We start from the raw sequence: 16,535 nt of genomic DNA, 5'->3' as shown, positions 1-16,535 counted from the left end.
CTAGTTGGCGCTACCCGGGTTCGGCAGCACCATCAGTTCCAGCCCGGACGCCGTTCCTGGCGCGTGATACACGCGCTGGGTCGCTTTCTTGAAGTCGCCGGGCTGTGCGTCGGGAATGCGCATGAACGTTTGCGGATTCAGGTCGATCAGCGGGAACCACGAGCTTTGCACCTGCACCATGATCCGGTGACCGCGCCGGAAGGTGTGGTTCACCTGGCCCAGTTCATACTTGATGGGTTCGACCTTGCCCGGCACGAACGGTTCGGGCTTTTCATAGCTGTTGCGGAACTTGCCGCGCAGCGGATTGCCACGCACCAGTTGCTGGAAGCCACCCAGACTCACCGTGGGCGGGCCGACATCGCCGCCCCGCTCGGCTGCCGGGGTCGGGAAACTGGCCGGGTAGACATCGATCAGCTTGACGACCCAGTCGGCGTCGGTGCCACTCGTGGACACGAACAGCTTGGGCGTGACCGGCCCGGCGACCGTCACATCCTCTTCCAGCACGGCGCTCTGGTACACCAGCACGTCGGGCCGGGTGGCGGCAAAGCGCTGGTCCGACACCATGTATTCGCGCGGCACGCCCAGCGCCGGGTAGCCGATGTACGGCACCGGGCGCGCCGGGTCGGCCACGTATTCATCGAAACCTGCGCCCGTGGTCGTGCTCATCGTCGCGGTCGGCTGCTGCCAGCGCAGTGCGCCATTCGCGCCAAAGTACAGCGTGCGCGCCTTCGCCGGTTTCGGCGGCCAGGCGTCGTACTGGCGCCAGACATTCGTGCCCGTCTCGAACACGGTCACCGGCGCCAGCGTGGTGTTCGGCTTGACGCCCTTCAGGTGCTGCTCGAAGAACGGGAACTGGACCTCGCGCCGGAACCATTCGCTTGTTTTCGCGTCGAACTTGACGTGGCCAAGCCGGGCGCCGTCTCCGCGCTCCCAGCCGCCGTGCACCCACGGGCCCACCACGAGGGCATGGTTGCCGCCCTTGTTCTGCGCTTCCAGCGCGCGGTGCACGATGAACGGGCCAGCGGCGTCTTCCGCATCGAACCAGCCGCCCACCGTCAGCACGGCGGCCTTGACGTTGTTCAGGTGCGGGCCAATGGCGCGCTCTTTCCAGAAGCTGTCATAGGTGTCGTGCTCGATGTTCGGCATGAACAGCTCGCGCTGCGTGTCGGTCATGGTCGCGGCGATATTCGCCAGCGTGCGGTGCTTCAGAAAATAATCGTAGCCATCGGCCACGCCGTAATCGAATTCGCTGCCGGTCTTTGGCAGCGGCGTCGGGTTCGGCGCGGCCGTGAAAGCGGCATAAAAGTCGAAGTTGGCGGCCAGCTTGAAGGCGCCGCCGTGGTACGAATCGTCGCCCATGTACAGGTCGGCAATCGGCGCCTGGGGCGAGGCGGCCTTGATCGCCGGGTGCGAATCGATGACGCTGGCGGCGGCGTAGAAGCCCGGGTAGCTGATGCCCCAGATGCCGACCTTGCCGTTGTTGTTCGGGATGTTCTTCAGCAGCCAGGCGACCGTATCGTACATGTCGTCGCTCTCGCGGCCCTCGCCTTTTGCCAGCTTGCCCTTGCCGTGCGGCGTCATTTCCTGCCACGTCCCTTCGGACATGTAACGGCCACGCACGTCCTGACTCACGAAGATGTAGCCGGCTTCCTCGAATTCGCGGGATGGCCCCAGCGACTCGGGCAGCCAGTCCACGCCATAGCGCAGTTCGCCTTCGGCACGTACGCCAGCGCTGTACGGGGTGCGCTGCATCAGGAACGGGTAGCTGCGCGAGCTGTCCTTCGGCACGTAGACGACCGTGAACAGCTGCACACCGTCACGCATCGGGATCCGGTACTCGTACTTGGTATAGGCTTCGCGCGTCGGGCGCTTGCTGTCCTTGACACTGTCCGCGGCAATCGCGGCAGACGGGCTGGCCAGGCCAGCGGCAAGGCACAAGCCGAAAACAAGGGCGGGAAGCGTGCGGCGGATCATGACGGCCTTCGAAGAGATGACTGGGGACGCCAGTGTAATGGGATTCCCGGTCAATTCCAAAAAGACATGCTCAAGCCACCGGCTGCGCTGACTGGTCCTCGTGCACGCCGCGCACCCGCTCGCGCACCAGGTGGATGTGACTGCGCAGCCGGTACAGCTCGTCCGCGTAGGCGAGCGGCACCGAGATATGGTTGACGCGGTCTTCCAGCCCATCGAGCCGGCCCAGCAACTCCTTGCGCACCGCCTCGGTGGCGTCGGCCCCGCTCTCCTCCAGCGACTGTTCGATGGCGCGCAGCTCACCGTACCAGCGGTACACGCGCGAACGCACGCGCCAGACGTAAATCGGCGGCACGATCTTGGACAGCGGAATCAACAGCGCCGTCAGCGCCACCACCACGACCCACAGCCGCTCGGCCAGGTTGGCCAGCCAGAACCGCATGTAGCGCTGCATGAACGGCGGGCCATCGCGGTAGTAGCGCGCCGCTTCGGGCGCGACCGGGATTTCCGTGTACTTCGGCGACGGGAACTGGCCCTGCTGCTGGAACCAGCCGGCGCCGCCGTGGATCTCGGTCGCCGCCTTGACCAGCAGGCCCACCAGCGCCGGATGGATTTCCTCGCGCGCGACGAGCGTGGCGGTTGGCGCGATCAGGTGGTAATCCTGGTTCGGGATATTGCGGCCAAGGTCGACGATCCCGCGCGGCAGCACCACGTGCGTCAGGAATGGCAGGCGCCGCGTATAGGCTTCGGCCTGCGAAAAATCGAACAGGCGAATGCCCGGCGTTTGCAGCAGCATCTGGATCAGCGGCGCTTCCGGCGCCGAGCTGAACACCAGGCCGTCGATGCGCCCGGCCAGCAATTCGACCGTCGCCGGCGTGTTGGCCAGGTCGCTGATCGTCAATGCGCCCGGCACGATATTGTTGGCGTCGAGCAGCTGGCGCACCAGGCGCGGCACGCCGGTGCCTTCCGGCCCCAGGTTGATGCGCTTGCCGCGCAGATCGGGCAACCGCGTGACATTCGCTTCGTCGCGCACAAACAGCCACACGGGTTCGGTAAACAAGCTGCCCAGCGAGACCAGGCCGCGCCGCTCGACGCTGTCGGCGTTGCCAACCCTGTCGTCGGTCGAGCCGCTTTGCACGAACGCGACATCGGCCTGCCCGGCCAGCAACTGCTGCAGATTGTCCTGCGAGCCGAGCGTGCCCTGCAGCGTGACCTTGATGTCGTCGCGCGCCAGCACGCTGGCATATTGCTTGCCGAATTGCTCGTAGGCGGAGTTTTCCTGGCCCGTGGCCAGCCGCAGCGTGCGCGGCGGCGCCGGGTCGACCCACCAGTAGGCGAGCACCACGGCCGCCGCGACCAGCAGGATCGTCGGGCCGGTGGCCACGACCAGGTCGCGCAGCGAAACGATGCTGAAGTTCTGCAGGCGGGCGCGCAGCCCCTTGACTGGCGCGCCCGGAAGATCCTGCCCTGGCCTCAACGCACGCACTGCCGCGGCGCGGCGGCGACGGCCTGGCCGGGCACGGGCGCTGGCGCGGCCGGCGGTTCGATCATCGGCATCAGGCTCGGCGCCAGCGTGACGAGCAGCTGCACCGGCAACGCGCTGGTGAAGTCGTAGTTTTCGGACTGCGGCCCGTGCACGTACGCGGTCATGCTGCCGTAGAAGCGTTCGCCGATGTTGAACACGAACGTCGCCGAGCGATTCACGTAGCGCGACTCGACCAGGCGGCCGCCACGGGCATACACATCGAAGCGCTGGTCGCCGGTACCGGTCTTGCCGGCCACGGCGATGATGCTGCCGTCCGATTGCACGAAGGCGGTCTTGACGCGCTTGGCGGTGCCGTCCGAGACGACGCCCTGGATGGCGTCGGCCACGGCGCGCGCGACTTCGGGCGCCAGCACTTGTTCCTTGCCACCGCCCTTGTTGCGGCGCACGAGCGTTTCATACGGCGTGGCCTTGGCAAAGTGCAGCGAATCGATGCGCTCGATCGGTTTGCGCACGCCGCCATTGACGATGATGCCCATCATCTCGGCCAGCGCGGCCGGCCGGTCGGCCGAGGCGCCCAGTGTGGTCGCGTATGACGGCACGAGCGAATCAAACGGGTAGCCCATTTTCTTCCACTGCGCGTGGATCTTCAGGAATGCTTCCACCTCGAGCAGGCCGGCGATGCGGTTGTCCTGCGCGTGCTTGCGATGCGTCTTGAACAGCCATTGGTAGACTTCCTGGCGCTCCTTGACGCTGGCGGCCGTCACTTCGGACCAGGTCGCTTTTGGATGGGTGCGCAGGTAGCTCACCAGCCACAGTTCGAGTGGGTGCACCGATGACACGTAGCCGCGGTCGGCCAGCGACATGTTCCGTGGGTCATAGGTCTCGTACAGTTTCGGAATACGGTCGGGATCGATCTCGTTGCTGGCCGGGACCGATGCATCGATGAACGCGCCAAACTGCGCCAGCGTGGCGTTCGGCACCACGGTGCGGTGGGCCGCCGCGAGCTTGGAGGCCAGCGGACGCACGCCGGAGAACAGCAGCGTCTCGACTTCCTGCGGCGTCTTGCCCTTGTACTTGTTCCAGAACTTGGCCATGAAGACCTTGCCTTCGTTGTCGGCAAAGCGCGCCAGATAGGCGGCGCGGCGCGGATCGTCGGCGTCGGCCAGCAGTTGCGCGGACGAGCCCGGCAACTGGAACATGTAGTAACGCACGACGTCGCGCATCATGCGCACGAACACGAGGTTGGTCGAGCTGCGCAGCGCCTGGTTCACATCCATGATGCGGCTGTCGTCGAGCTTGCTGAAGTTGCCGAACGTGTGCAGGCCGCCACCGGTAAAGAAGCGCTCGCCTGGATTGGCCGAGTACTTGCGCGCCATGGCGGCGTCGAGCATGGGCTTGAGGCTGCGGTCGGCGCCGTCAGGCAATGTGCGGAAGTAGTCGAGGCCCCACTGCGACATGCGGTCTTTCGCATCGACTTCGACGCCCATCAGGCCAATCTTGTCCATCGCGCCAAAGCGCTTGTGCAGCTGGTCGACGATGTCGAGGTAGGTCACCAGCGTGCGCAGCTTGGCCGTCGAACCCAGATCGAGCTTGGCGCCTTCGTTGATGTCCAGTGGCTGGTCGTAGTTGTCGGTCTGCACGCGCAGGTAGTTGACGTGCTCGCCCCGCTCCATCAGCGTGAAGCTGTAGACCACTTGCGCCGGGTCGCCATTGCCCAGCATGCCCTTGCCCGTCAGGCCGGCTTCTTTCGCGTGTTCGGCGTCGGACAGCTTGCGCAGCGCAGTCGTGACGGCTTGCTGGGCATTGCCGTCGAGGGTCGAGACCACCGACAGATCCAAGCGGTCGACGTTGTACAGGCGCGAGTCGCCGATCAGGTAACCCACATGGTTGCGCACTGCATTGGCCGCCTTGCGCGAGACGAACGCATCCGCCGGTGGCGGCGCCACGCCCGTGTGCAGCGCCGGTTTCAGATTGGCGCTCAGGGCAGCGTCGCGCAGTTGCGGCGAAATCACGCCCTGCTGCGACAGCACGCGCAGGTGGCTGTTGGTCAGGGTTTCCAGGTCGCTTTCGCCGGCGCCCAGGTAATACGCCGGGCGGCGCTGGGCAATCATCAGCGACAGCGCCTCTTTGTAGGCCATGACGGCGTCCGGGCTCGTCATCGGGCCCTTGAGCATGGCGTTGACCTTGGCGAAATCGCGGCCGTACCAGACCCACATGCCGTCGCCGATACCGTTGACTTCGCCGTAACCCGGCTTGGCCGACAGCGGCACGGTGTTCAGGTAGTCGAGCACGACCTGGCGGCGCGACCCCGTGGTGTCTTCGCCGTCCTGGTAAGCGCGCAGCGTGGCCGAGGCCATCTGGATGATCTTGTCGGTCAGCGAGCCGGTGCGGCCCTCGGCCGAGTGCCGGTATTTTTCGATCTGCGTGGCCAGCGTGCTGCCGCCGGCCACGCGGCCGTCGCCGCCCAGGCCGACACTGGCCAGCGTCTTGTCGAACACGGCTTTCGAGAAGCGGTCCCATTCGACGGCCGGATTGCGGCGCGGGTGGCTCGCGTCGAGCAGTTCGCGGTTTTCGATGAACAGCAGGCTTTGTACCAGCAGCGACGGCGCGGCGTCGAATTTGTCGTAGAAGCGCTCGGGGAAGCGCGACGTGAACAGGGGCTGGGCGCGGCAATCGAGGATCTCGAGGCCGACCTTGGTTTTCTCGTGGTAGGTGGCGTACAGGCCGAGATCGGCCATCTTGACCATCTGCGGCGAGATGCGCGCCTGCGACGCGATCGCGTAATCGCGCGTCTGCAGGCGTTCGAGGTATTTCGGCAGGCCGGCATAGCCGAGCCGGGTGTCGTACGGGCTGGCGGCCGGGAAGCGGATCGAATCGCTTGGGCCATTGGCCATGCGGAACGTGAGTTCGCTGGCCATGTCGGCGAAGATTTTCGCCTGCAGGCGCGAGGTGCGCGTTTCCGTCACGGCCCAGGCCGCCGCGGCAGCGATCAGCAGCAAGCCGATCAGCGCCAGCCAGAGCTTCCAGCGGCGCTTGCGCGGCGCTGGCGGCGACCCATCCGGCCCACCGGACGGGTCGCCCGGCCCGCCGCCGCTGCCATGGCCGTTGTCAGCCAGGTGCGGGAAGGCATCGTGCAGGGGAACGTCACCCGCCGAATCCGGGGCGGACGGGGACGCAGACGCCCCCGACGCTGCAGCGCCCGCTGCGACGACGACTGGCGCGGCAACTGCGCCGTCCATGGTCGGCTCGCTCCGCGAGGTGGCGGCGCGCTTGCCGAATACATTGTTTGGTCGCACGAGGCGACGAATACTTTCCATGATGGCTTAACCGGTCCGAATCAAAACGCTTGCAACCCCCGCCAACCTGCTCGCCATCTATTGCTGCTGGTCCGTTCGAGTGATTGTGGTGTCTGTTAGTTCACAAATTTCAGCAGTGCAATCCCACTCCAGATTGCCCCGTCCATAGGTAATATTCCACCACATCAATAAGATACACGCGAGATACCGTTTAACAAATCGGCCTATACCGGAATATTTTCGCAAAAAAACAACGGGTTGGTTAAATGGCATGACCGCAAGCGATGCCTGTGCGTCACGACTGTTGGCAGCAACGCATCAAGCGTCGTATGCACGGTTGACGCTGGCAGTTAACGCGCCCGACATGGTGCCGGTGCACAGCGCACCACTGATTTAAATGGAAGCGCCGGCGCCGGGATGTGCTGGAAGGTGCTGCGCGCGCAGCTCCACCAGTGCCTGCAGGCAGTAATACTGGAACCAGAGCCCGGCAAACAAAAAGAGCATGATGTACAGCCACAGCGACACCAGCGCCAGCACCGGGAACAGCACGACCGAGATCACCGCCCCACCCATCCACGCGATGCCGGGCAGCGCGCCGGCCAGGCCCGAGACCAGGCCGATCGTCAGCAGCGCCGGACGGCAGGTGCGCATCAGCACCTGGCGCTCGGCCCCGCTGGCGTGCGCGGCCAGTGCGTCGTAGCTCATCACGCGCGACGTGACCCAGGCCCACAGGCCGGCCTGCACCAGCCAGGCCAGCGGCGGTATGGCATACAGCGGCAGCGTGAACAGCCACAACAGCGCGAACACGGCCGTACTACCGACGTTGATGGCCAGGCTGCCGACGAACGAGCCGCCCTCTTTCCTGTCGAGCGCGGGGAAGTGACGGCCACTCACGTGACGCTCGATGGCCGGCATCGCGACGATGCCCATGAACAGCAGGCTCGATGCAATCATCAGGGGCAGCAGCAAGGCAATCGCCAGCAGCGGCACGACCATCACCTTGAGCATGCCCAGCCCTAGCATACCCAGCATGCTGTTGCTCGCATCGAAGCCGCCGTAGTCGGTAAACAGCCCGTGCAGCCAGTCGAGCAGCGGCTGCAGGCCCAGCCACATCGCGACGCCCCACAGCGTGAGCGACAGCAGCAGCGGGACCAGCGAGAGCAGCAGCATGCGGCCGCTGAACTGCGAGCGCAGCGCGCGCCGCCAGGCAAGCAGGACGCCCTTCATCGGGGCGGTCCTCGGAATCACGGTCGCGCTGTCGGCATGCGGCATGGCTACTCCAGTTGGGAAGGTCGAGAGCGCATTCTACGGGAGCGCGCCGGGCTGCAACGGGGCGCACGGCTGGCCCGGACAATGGCGGTTTCCCGACCCATGCACTACAATCGTCGTTCAATCTGAACAACAAGGAAGACCATGTCCACCATCACTACCGATTCTGGCCTGCAATACGAAGAACTCGTCACCGGCACCGGCGACGAAGCCAAGGCTGGCCAGCACGTCACCGTGCACTACACCGGCTGGCTGCGCAACGACGACGGCAGCCTCGGCGCCAAGTTCGATTCGAGCAAAGACCGTGGCGATCCGTTCGAGTTCGCACTCGGCGCCCGCCAGGTCATCCGCGGCTGGGACGAAGGCGTGCAAGGCATGAAAATCGGCGGCTCGCGTCGCCTGACCATTCCTGCAGCCCTGGGCTATGGCGCACGCGGCGCCGGCGGTGTCATTCCGCCAAACGCTACCCTGATCTTCGACGTCGACCTGCTGGCTGTCTAAGCCATAGCATCGCTTCACTGCCATGCCCCGCCTCTCTTGCGGCGCATGGCAGGTACTGCACCGCATTTGAAGTTCCCCTCTAAAGTACGCCCAAATCCCCGGGTCGTCGCCACCTCCTGCGCTAAGATGCCTGCCGCCTTGTCCAAGCGACAAGACTGCAACCCACCATCACAGGAGTTTCCATGAGCGTCCAAGAACAATTCACCCAGGCCCAGCTCGATTCGAAGAATCTGTCGGAGCGTCCGGACAATATGACCTTGCTGAAGATCTATGCGCTGTACAAGCAGGGTTCGAGCGGCGACGCGACCGGCGAGCGTCCGGGCATGACCGATTTCGTGGCACGCGCCAAGTTCGACGCCTGGGCCGGTCTGGCCGGCACGCCGCAAGAAGAAGCCCAGCAGCAATACATCGATCTGATCGAAGAGCTGAAAGGCTGATTCAGGGAATCGCTGTCGTAGTGGACTAGGCGGCGAAGGTCTTGCGCATCTTCTCCGCCACCTTGGCCTCGATGGCCGGCGCGAAGGCGCCCATCAGGAATCCCAGGTTGATCCGCATCGCCGCCTGCTGGTCTTCCAGCGTCAATGCCCCCTCCACGCCACTGCGCTCGAAGCGCAGCACGTCGCCATCCCACTGGCATGCCAGTCCATATTCGGTCGCAATACGCTGCGCCACTTGCTCGGCCGCCGTGCGCGCCGCAGCCGGGCTCAGGGTGTGTTGCTGGACGATGCTGATTTCCGCCATCGGGACATTCCTTCCTAAATATTGCGAACAATCCGCCATGATGCCAGTTGACGCGGTCGTATGCCAGAGTTCGCTAGAACTGATGCATTCGTCACGCCGCAATTGACGCGTCTCAAAGCGTGCCCGTCATGGCGGGCGACCATGAAAGCGAACGCCGTCATTACGCGAGGAGCCGTCATGGAAATGCCCCCCCAGCAACCGCACGAGGCGACGCACGGTGCACGGTCCCGTCAACCTGGCCGCATGGCGCGCCTGGTCGACGGCGCTGCCGCCACCGCCGAGCCCGACCCCGACCCGCCTGTCGATGCCGAGCCGCTGCCGCAAGCCTTCGGCGCCCGCGTGCTGATGTGGAAGCAAGACCCGTCGGTCGGCGCCATCGGCACCCGCACGGCGTATCTGCCCGGCGCCGTGCTGGCCGGTCCGCGCGACGCCCGCATCGCGCCCGGCGTGCCCGGCATCGACCAGGTCGAACCAAACCCCTGTGGCGACTTCGTCACCCAGGCCGACACGCCCCAGTTCGACGCCGTGCACACCTATGCCGTCGTGCGCCAGACCCTGACCATGTACCAGCGCGTGCTGGCAGCGGCCAGCGTCGCCATGCCGCTGCCATGGCAATGGAATAGCAGCATCGACACCAGTCCGCTGCGCGTCTTCCCGCACGGCTTGCCCGACATCATGAACGCGTTCTACAGCCGCACCCAGGGCTGCCTGAAGTTCGGTGACTTCGTCCCCGCTGGCGGCGCCGAGCGCGTATTTACCTGCCGCTCGTTCGATATCGTCTCGCATGAGACCGCCCACGCGATCCTCGACGGCATCAAGCCGCGCTGGCTGCAGGCCGACGCCCCGCCCCAGACGGGCGGCCTGCACGAATCGTTCGGCGACCTCACTGCCGTCTTTCTGGCCTTGTCGCAGTTCGACCAGTGCGAAGCCATCGTCGCTCAGACCAAGGCCAATCTGCACGACAAATCCTTCCTGGCCGACGTCGCCGAGCAGTTCGGGCTGGCGCTGGGCAACCGCAACGGCTTGCGCAATGCCGACAACGACCTGCGCCTGAGCCAGGTGGGCACCCAGGTGCATGCCATTTCCCAGGTGTTTACGGGCGCCGTGTACGACGTGCTGGCCGACCTGTTCGCCCATGAACGCCATCCCGAGCGCGAAGACGACGCCGCCGTGCTGCACCGGGTGGCGGCCTATCTGGGCGGCGTGCTGCTGCGCGCCCTGATCGGCGCGCCCGATACCGCCGCCACGTTCGCCGACGTGGTCAACGGCATGCTGCTGGTGGTCGCGGCCGACGGCAAGCCCGCAGCGTATGGCGGCTTCATCCGCAACCAGTTCAGCCGGCGCGAAGTGGTCGAGACCGGCAAATCGCCAGCTGGCGCAACCGAAGACGTGTACCTGCCCGACGCGCCGCTGGCGGCCTGCGTGTGCGATGCCCCTGGCGCCAGGCAAGACCGGCACGCCTGCTGCGGCACCATGCAATTGCCCGAATACAAAGACGCTACCTGCGTCGTCGCCCGTTGGCATACCCAACCCGGCAACGCCGGTCCGCTCGGCCTCAACCTGCCCACACTGCCCATACTGCCCACATCCCCAGCCGACCTGGAAGCCGACGCGTCACTGCGCGCGTGAACATGAGCATGAGCATCAGCACACGCACCGCCATCGGCGGCAGCGGATGGCACAATCTGCTGGTACAGTTGCGCCAGGCTGCCTGACGCCCGCACCCGTGCGCGAACCGCACGCCCGTGCGGTACCGCTCGTCATTTGCTTATGTCCATTGTGTATATAAGCGAGTTTGTGAGAAAACCCGAATTGCCCTAAAATACAGTGCTTTGTCTTGTCCGGCCGGCCCTCGTGCGCCCGGCAATGCGACACCCCACCAACTGATAGGACTGTTATGACCCACGTTGTCACCGAATCGTGCATCAGCTGTCGTTACACCGACTGCGTCGATGTATGCCCGGTAGATTGTTTCCGGGAAGGCCCGAATTTCCTCGCCATCGATCCCGACGAGTGCATCGACTGCGCCGTGTGCGTCGCCGAGTGCCCCGTGAATGCAATCTTTGCCGAAGAAGACGTGCCCGGCGATCAACAGCAGTTCATCAAGATCAATGCCGATCTGTCGCGCTTCTGGCCGTCGATTACCAAGACGAAGGCCGCCCTGCCCGACGCCGACAAGTGGAAAGACGTCACGGACAAGCTCGACCAACTGGTTCGCTGATCGGGCGGTCAGGTTGCCGTCGCACCGGCTGTTGTGCGCCGGCGCCGGTCCCGGGGGCGTTACGCACGGCGGCTCCGGCCGCCCTCGCCTCACCATTCAAACATCACAGGATTTAAGCGCATGACTATCAGTGCCACCCACGAAGCGGGCAGCATCGCTCCCAACAGTTCGTTCGCCGGCGCCATCGAGACCGATGCCGTCATCATCGGCGCCGGTCCGGTCGGCCTGTTCCAGGTCTTCGAACTCGGCCTGCTCGAAATCAAGGCCCACGTCATCGATTCGCTGCCAGCTGTCGGCGGCCAGTGCGTGGAACTGTACCCGGACAAGCCGATCTATGACATTCCGGCCGTGCCGGTCTGCACGGGCCAGGAACTGACCGACAACCTGCTCAAGCAGATCGAGCCGTTCGAGCCAACGTTCCACCTGGGCCAGGAAGTCACCGGCGTGCAGCGCCGTGAAGACAACCGGTTCAATGTCGAGACGTCGACCGGTACCCAGTTCATTACCAAGACCATCTTCATCGCTGCCGGCGTCGGTTCGTTCCAGGCGCGCACGATCAAGGTCGACGCGATCGACAAGTTCGAAAACGAACAGCTGTTCTACCGCGTCAAGGATCCGGCACGTTTCGACGGCAAGAACATCGTCATCTGCGGCGGCGGCGACTCGGCGCTCGACTGGGCACTGAACTTCGTCGGCAAAGCAGAGTCCGTGGTGCTGGTGCACCGCCGTGACGACTTCCGCGCGGCGCCAAGCTCGGTCGCCAAGATGAAGGCGCTGTGCGACGAATACGAGATGCAGCTGATCACCGGCCAGGTCACCGGCTTCGATGAAAAAGACGGCAAGCTGACCGAAGTGAAGGTCACGGGCGCCGACGGCGTCACCCGCCGCGTTCCGCTGGACATGCTGCTGGTGTTCTTCGGCCTGTCGCCAAAGCTGGGCCCGATCGCCGAATGGGGCCTGGACATCGAGCGCAAGCAGCTGAAAGTGGTCGACACCGAGAAGTTCGAGACGAATGTCCCGGGCATCTTCGCGGTCGGCGACATCAACACCTATCCGGGCAAGAAAAAGCTGATCCTGTCGGGCTTCCACGAAGCGGCACTGGCTGCGTTCGGTGCTGCGCCCTACATCTTCCCGGACAAGAAGATCCACATGCAGTACACGACCACGTCGCCAAAGCTGCACAAGATCCTGGGCGTCGAGACGCCAGTCTTCGACTAAACGGCCGGTCACCGTCGTTCAGTAACATCGCAACGACAACGTCCCGTTAAAACGCCCCGCATCGCGGGGCGTTTTGTTTTATGTGGGATGCCCAACGAAGCGCGCACGGGTAAATATGCTACAAGTGCAGCATGCTTCAGCGTCAGGTCCGCTCAGGTTTCCACAAGCCAAAAGCAAATCCCCTATAATCGTTGAAGCTTCAACGCAAATCTTTTGCGGCGCGCGCAGTTAATAGAAGGATTTATTTATGCTTTACCAATTGCACGAAATGCAACGCTCCTTCCTGACCCCACTCATGCAGTGGGCTGAGGCGTCGTCGAAGATGTTTTCCAATCCCGTCTCGCCATTTGCACACACCCCGTTTTCGCAGCGGATCGCTGCCGGATACGAGCTGATGTATCGCTTGGGCAAGGAATACCAGAAGCCGGCCTTCGGCTTGAAGACCACCACGATCAAGGGCGAAGAAGTCGGCATCGTCGAAGAGATCGTGCTCGAAAAGCCGTTCTGCAGCCTGCTGCACTTTAAGAAGGACTTGCCCGACGCCGGGATCGCTGCCCTCGCCCAGCCGACCGTGCTGCTCGTCGCGCCGCTGTCCGGCCACCATGCCACGCTGCTGCGCGATACGGTCAAGGCGCTGCTGGTCGACCATGACGTGTTCATCACCGACTGGACCGACGCGCGCATGGTGCCACTGTCCGATGGCCCGTTCCACCTCGACAATTACATCTTCTATGTCCAGGACTTCATCCGTCATCTGGGCCCGGACGTGCACGTGATCTCCGTGTGCCAGCCGACCGTGCCAGTGCTGGCCGCGATTGCGCTGATGGCAAGCGAGAAGGACCCCAAACTGCCGAAGACGATGACGATGATGGGCGGCCCGATCGATCCGCGCAAATCGCCCACCGCCGTCAATGACCTGGCGGTCGAAAAGCCGTTCTCGTGGTTCGAGAACACCGTGATCTATTCCGTGCCGGGCAACTACCCGGGCTTTGGCCGCAAGGTCTACCCGGGCTTCCTGCAGCACGCCGGCTTCATCGCGATGAACCCGGGCCGCCACGCCCAGAGCCACCGCGAGTTCTACCAGCACCTGGTGCAGGGCGACGACGATTCGGCCGAATCGCACCGCCAGTTCTACGACGAATACAACGCCGTGCTCGACATGCCGGCCGAGTACTACCTCGACACGATCAAGACCGTGTTCCAGGACTTCAGTCTGCCAAAAGGCACGTGGAACGTCGGCGGCAATCTAGTGCGCCCGCAGGACATCAAAACGGTGGCATTGCTCACCGTCGAAGGCGAGCTGGACGACATTTCGGGCATCGGCCAGACCAGCGCTGCGCATGATCTGTGCAGTGGTGTGCCGGCAGAGATGAAACACGCGTTTGTCGTCGAGAAAGCCGGCCACTACGGCATCTTCTCGGGCCGTCGCTGGCGCGAGATCGTGTGCCCAAAAATCACGGAATTCATCCGCGACAACAAATAAACGACCGCTGAATAAACAATGCCATGGCAAGCGCCATGGCATTTTTTTTGTGCTGCCGAGACGCTCAGCGCCCCAGTACCACCTGCTCGACCCGGCCGGTCGCGATGGCCACGAGCGCGAAGCTGCGATTGGCCTGCACCCACTGATGCCCGCGCGGTGGCTTGGTCAGGCGCAGCTTGCGCCAGTCCTCGACCACGTACTGGGCGGCCTGATAGCGTGCAGGCAAGCGCTCGCCTCGGCGCAATTCGCCGCTGGATTCGACGCTGCGGTACAGGGACGGCAGCGCCAGCACCTCGGTCTGCTCGGGCGGCGCCGTGGCATGGCTGTCCTTGGTGTTGCGCGTGTGCAGGTTGTCGCCTGCAGAAAAAATGGCAGCAAACAGCAACGGGGCGATCAATTCGTTCATGTCAGTCCTCGTCGGTGGATCGGTTTATAGTACAGCAGGTTACGGCCCACGCCTCTGTTCGATTGACCACGCACGTGAGGCTCCCGTTTCCACGCCATGCCGGCGCGCCGGGTTTCACCGCAGCGCCCGGCATTTTGGCGGATAATGTCGGCTTTACCAGATCCGCCACACCGTGACCAAACCCCTCGCCGACCAGCTCGAAGACCTGCTGCCGCAGACCCAGTGCACCAAGTGCGGCTATCCCGCGTGCCGTCCGTATGCAGAAGCGATCGCCAGCGGCGAAGCCGACATCAACCAGTGCCCGCCCGGCGGCATGGAAGGCGTGCGCCGCCTGGCCGCCGCCACGGGCCGCGCTGTCATCCCGATCAACCCGGCCAATGGCATTGAGCGTCCGCGCCCTGTGGCCTTCATCGACGAAGCACTGTGCATTGGCTGCACGCTGTGCATCCAGGCGTGTCCGGTCGATGCGATCCTGGGCGCGGCCAAACAGATGCACACGATCCTGCCGAGCCTGTGCACCGGCTGCGACCTGTGCGTGGCGCCCTGCCCGGTCGACTGCATCGCGATGGTGCCGGTCACGGGCGAGCGCACCGGCTGGGATGCCTGGAGCCAGCCGGCCGCCGATGCGGCGCGCAGCCGCCACGACTTCCGCGAAGCGCGCCTGCGCCGCGAACGCGACGAGAATGACGCGCGGCTGGCCGCCAAGGCCGTCCAGAAAATGCGTGAAGTCACGGCCGAAGCGACCAATACTCCCGAAGAGCTGGCAGAAAAAGAGCGCAAGCGCGCGATCATCGCCGCCGCCATGGAACGCGCGCGCCTGAAGGCCGCCGGCAATACCGACCCGACCTGACCTGCATGAATTCCGCCAAACGCCACGAAATTTTCACGCGCTTTCGCGCCACCAACCCAACGCCCACCACTGAGCTCGAATTTTCGACGCCGTTCGAATTGCTGATCGCGGTCCTGCTGTCGGCCCAGTCGACCGATGTCGGCGTGAACAAGGCCATGCGCCGTTTATTCCCGGTAGCGAACACACCGCAGGCGATCCTCGATCTGGGCATCGATGAGCTCAAGACCTATATCGCGACCATTGGCCTGTACAACACGAAGGCCAAGAACGTGATCGCCACCTGCCAGATCCTGGTCGAGCAGCATGGCGGCGAGGTGCCGCCCGTGCGCGAAGCGCTCGAGGCGCTGCCGGGCGTGGGCCGCAAGACGGCAAACGTCGTGCTCAACACGGCTTTTGGCGAACCGACGATGGCGGTCGACACGCACATCTTCCGCGTCTCGAACCGCACCAAGATCGCGCCGGGCAAGAACGTCGACATCGTCGAGCAAAAGCTGCTGAAGTTCGTGCCGAAGGAATTCCTGCACGACGCCCACCACTGGCTGATACTGCACGGGCGCTACACCTGCGTGGCGCGCAAGCCCAAATGCTGGAATTGCCTGATTGCCGACCTGTGCGAGTTCAAGGACAAGACGCCGGCACCGGCGGGTCTTCTCGAGCCGGCTGCTGTTGCTGCGGCCACGGCAGCTGAGGCCGCGATACCTGCGGCAAGTTAGATCCGGGTCTCGCCGGTCGCGAACGAGGCGCGCACGATGCGCCCGTCCACCACCTCGTAGACGCACAACATCTCGACCGTGCCCTGACCTTCTGGAAAGTTGCGGGTCACGATTTCGAGGTCGGTGACGAAGTTGCCCAATACCGTGCGCGACAGCAGCCGCGCCTGCAGGTCAGGCTCGAGAAAACGCTGTTCGTAACGCGGCCGGATCTGGTCGTGGCCGCGCGCCAGCAGGTCGCCATGCAGCGCGAATTGCGCTGCCTCCGGCGCATAGGTGGCCATCAGTGCATCGAGGTCTTTGGCGTTGTAGGCGTCGAGCTGCGCCTGGACCACGGCGGAACGTGAAAGTGGCGTCATCGGATGGTGGCTCACAAGGTGCGC

The 16,535-nt window shown here is 64.4% G+C and carries 15 protein-coding genes; 8 read left to right on the top strand and 7 right to left on the bottom strand.

All coding sequences use genetic code 11. The annotated features are described in order from the left end of the window. From AC56LW_RS07865 to AC56LW_RS07850, 4 genes are all read right to left on the bottom strand, one after another. A complete protein-coding gene (locus AC56LW_RS07865) occupies positions 1-1,974 on the bottom strand; it encodes a CocE/NonD family hydrolase (RefSeq protein ID WP_499633310.1) in 1,974 nt (657 codons plus the stop codon). Between the two features lie 70 nt (positions 1,975-2,044). After that, positions 2,045-3,448, bottom strand: a complete 1,404-nt coding sequence (locus tag AC56LW_RS07860) for a TAXI family TRAP transporter solute-binding subunit (RefSeq protein WP_499633309.1) — start codon at positions 3,446-3,448, stop codon at positions 2,045-2,047. Further along, positions 3,445-6,774, bottom strand: coding sequence for a transglycosylase domain-containing protein (locus AC56LW_RS07855; RefSeq protein WP_499633308.1), 3,330 nt, complete (start codon positions 6,772-6,774; stop codon positions 3,445-3,447). Before AC56LW_RS07855 ends, AC56LW_RS07860 begins: the two co-directional genes overlap by 4 nt. Positions 6,775-7,146: 372 nt before the next feature. After that, positions 7,147-8,025, bottom strand: a complete 879-nt coding sequence (locus AC56LW_RS07850; RefSeq protein ID WP_499633307.1) for an EI24 domain-containing protein — start codon at positions 8,023-8,025, stop codon at positions 7,147-7,149. A 141-nt stretch (positions 8,026-8,166) separates the two neighbouring features. Between AC56LW_RS07850 and AC56LW_RS07845 the strand changes: the two genes are divergently transcribed. Together AC56LW_RS07845 and AC56LW_RS07840 are read left to right on the top strand one after the other, a co-directional pair. Then, a complete protein-coding gene (locus AC56LW_RS07845; protein WP_499633306.1) occupies positions 8,167-8,523 on the top strand; it encodes an FKBP-type peptidyl-prolyl cis-trans isomerase in 357 nt (118 codons plus the stop codon). A gap of 182 nt (positions 8,524-8,705) precedes the next feature. Continuing rightward, positions 8,706-8,960 carry an acyl-CoA-binding protein gene (locus AC56LW_RS07840; RefSeq protein ID WP_499633305.1) on the top strand — a complete coding sequence of 85 codons (255 nt, stop codon included), beginning with the start codon at positions 8,706-8,708 and terminating at the stop codon, positions 8,958-8,960. Between the two features lie 25 nt (positions 8,961-8,985). Here AC56LW_RS07840 and AC56LW_RS07835 read toward each other — a convergent pair whose 3' ends face one another. Further along, positions 8,986-9,264 (bottom strand): polyhydroxyalkanoic acid system family protein, encoded by a 279-nt coding sequence (locus AC56LW_RS07835; protein WP_183549374.1) that lies wholly within the window; start codon positions 9,262-9,264, stop codon positions 8,986-8,988. Between the two features lie 177 nt (positions 9,265-9,441). Between AC56LW_RS07835 and AC56LW_RS07830 the strand changes: the two genes are divergently transcribed. From AC56LW_RS07830 to AC56LW_RS07815, 4 genes are all read left to right on the top strand, one after another. Then, positions 9,442-10,893, top strand: coding sequence for a hypothetical protein (locus AC56LW_RS07830; RefSeq protein WP_499633304.1), 1,452 nt, complete (start codon positions 9,442-9,444; stop codon positions 10,891-10,893). Between the two features lie 268 nt (positions 10,894-11,161). Then, complete coding sequence (gene fdxA / locus AC56LW_RS07825; RefSeq protein ID WP_482897632.1) at positions 11,162-11,485, top strand: ferredoxin FdxA; 324 nt, start codon at positions 11,162-11,164, stop codon at positions 11,483-11,485. 120 nt (positions 11,486-11,605) lie between these two features. Continuing rightward, on the top strand, positions 11,606-12,703 hold the full coding sequence (locus tag AC56LW_RS07820; RefSeq protein WP_258836386.1) for an NAD(P)/FAD-dependent oxidoreductase: 1,098 nt from the start codon (positions 11,606-11,608) through the stop codon (positions 12,701-12,703). A gap of 247 nt (positions 12,704-12,950) precedes the next feature. Next, positions 12,951-14,186, top strand: coding sequence for a polyhydroxyalkanoate depolymerase (locus AC56LW_RS07815; protein ID WP_499633303.1), 1,236 nt, complete (start codon positions 12,951-12,953; stop codon positions 14,184-14,186). A 64-nt stretch (positions 14,187-14,250) separates the two neighbouring features. Here AC56LW_RS07815 and AC56LW_RS07810 read toward each other — a convergent pair whose 3' ends face one another. Next, positions 14,251-14,592 carry an RcnB family protein gene (locus tag AC56LW_RS07810; RefSeq protein WP_499633302.1) on the bottom strand — a complete coding sequence of 114 codons (342 nt, stop codon included), beginning with the start codon at positions 14,590-14,592 and terminating at the stop codon, positions 14,251-14,253. Between the two features lie 172 nt (positions 14,593-14,764). On the opposite strand from AC56LW_RS07810, the gene rsxB reads away from it, so the two are divergent. Together rsxB and nth are read left to right on the top strand one after the other, a co-directional pair. Then, the gene (rsxB, locus tag AC56LW_RS07805; RefSeq protein ID WP_499633300.1) at positions 14,765-15,442 is read left to right on the top strand and encodes an electron transport complex subunit RsxB; all 678 of its coding nucleotides are present in this window, start codon (positions 14,765-14,767) and stop codon (positions 15,440-15,442) included. Positions 15,443-15,447: 5 nt separating this feature from the next. Next, positions 15,448-16,155 (top strand): endonuclease III, encoded by a 708-nt coding sequence (gene nth / locus AC56LW_RS07800; RefSeq protein ID WP_499633299.1) that lies wholly within the window; start codon positions 15,448-15,450, stop codon positions 16,153-16,155. Here nth and AC56LW_RS07795 read toward each other — a convergent pair. Then, complete coding sequence (locus AC56LW_RS07795) at positions 16,152-16,511, bottom strand: nuclear transport factor 2 family protein (protein WP_499633297.1); 360 nt, start codon at positions 16,509-16,511, stop codon at positions 16,152-16,154. The genes nth and AC56LW_RS07795 overlap by 4 nt on opposite strands. Between the last annotated feature and the right edge of the window lie 24 nt (positions 16,512-16,535).

Source organism: Telluria sp. LT2P80 (assembly GCF_059685955.1).
Note: the sequence above shows the minus strand (reverse complement) of the source record. Positions and strands in the feature narration are given on the sequence as shown.

What these genes read in the sequence shown, in the direction of transcription:
- AC56LW_RS07795 (WP_499633297.1), bottom strand. Translation starts at nt 16,511, where the DNA reads ATGACGCCACTTTCACGTTCCGCCGTGGTCCAGGCGCAGCTCGACGCC.
- AC56LW_RS07855 (WP_499633308.1), bottom strand. Translation starts at nt 6,774, where the DNA reads ATGGAAAGTATTCGTCGCCTCGTGCGACCAAACAATGTATTCGGCAAG.
- AC56LW_RS07815 (WP_499633303.1), top strand. Translation starts at nt 12,951, where the DNA reads ATGCTTTACCAATTGCACGAAATGCAACGCTCCTTCCTGACCCCACTC.
- AC56LW_RS07830 (WP_499633304.1), top strand. Translation starts at nt 9,442, where the DNA reads ATGGAAATGCCCCCCCAGCAACCGCACGAGGCGACGCACGGTGCACGG.
- fdxA (WP_482897632.1), top strand. Translation starts at nt 11,162, where the DNA reads ATGACCCACGTTGTCACCGAATCGTGCATCAGCTGTCGTTACACCGAC.
- nth (WP_499633299.1), top strand. Translation starts at nt 15,448, where the DNA reads ATGAATTCCGCCAAACGCCACGAAATTTTCACGCGCTTTCGCGCCACC.
- AC56LW_RS07835 (WP_183549374.1), bottom strand. Translation starts at nt 9,264, where the DNA reads ATGGCGGAAATCAGCATCGTCCAGCAACACACCCTGAGCCCGGCTGCG.
- AC56LW_RS07840 (WP_499633305.1), top strand. Translation starts at nt 8,706, where the DNA reads ATGAGCGTCCAAGAACAATTCACCCAGGCCCAGCTCGATTCGAAGAAT.
- AC56LW_RS07845 (WP_499633306.1), top strand. Translation starts at nt 8,167, where the DNA reads ATGTCCACCATCACTACCGATTCTGGCCTGCAATACGAAGAACTCGTC.
- AC56LW_RS07820 (WP_258836386.1), top strand. Translation starts at nt 11,606, where the DNA reads ATGACTATCAGTGCCACCCACGAAGCGGGCAGCATCGCTCCCAACAGT.
- AC56LW_RS07865 (WP_499633310.1), bottom strand. Translation starts at nt 1,974, where the DNA reads ATGATCCGCCGCACGCTTCCCGCCCTTGTTTTCGGCTTGTGCCTTGCC.
- AC56LW_RS07850 (WP_499633307.1), bottom strand. Translation starts at nt 8,025, where the DNA reads ATGCCGCATGCCGACAGCGCGACCGTGATTCCGAGGACCGCCCCGATG.
- AC56LW_RS07810 (WP_499633302.1), bottom strand. Translation starts at nt 14,592, where the DNA reads ATGAACGAATTGATCGCCCCGTTGCTGTTTGCTGCCATTTTTTCTGCA.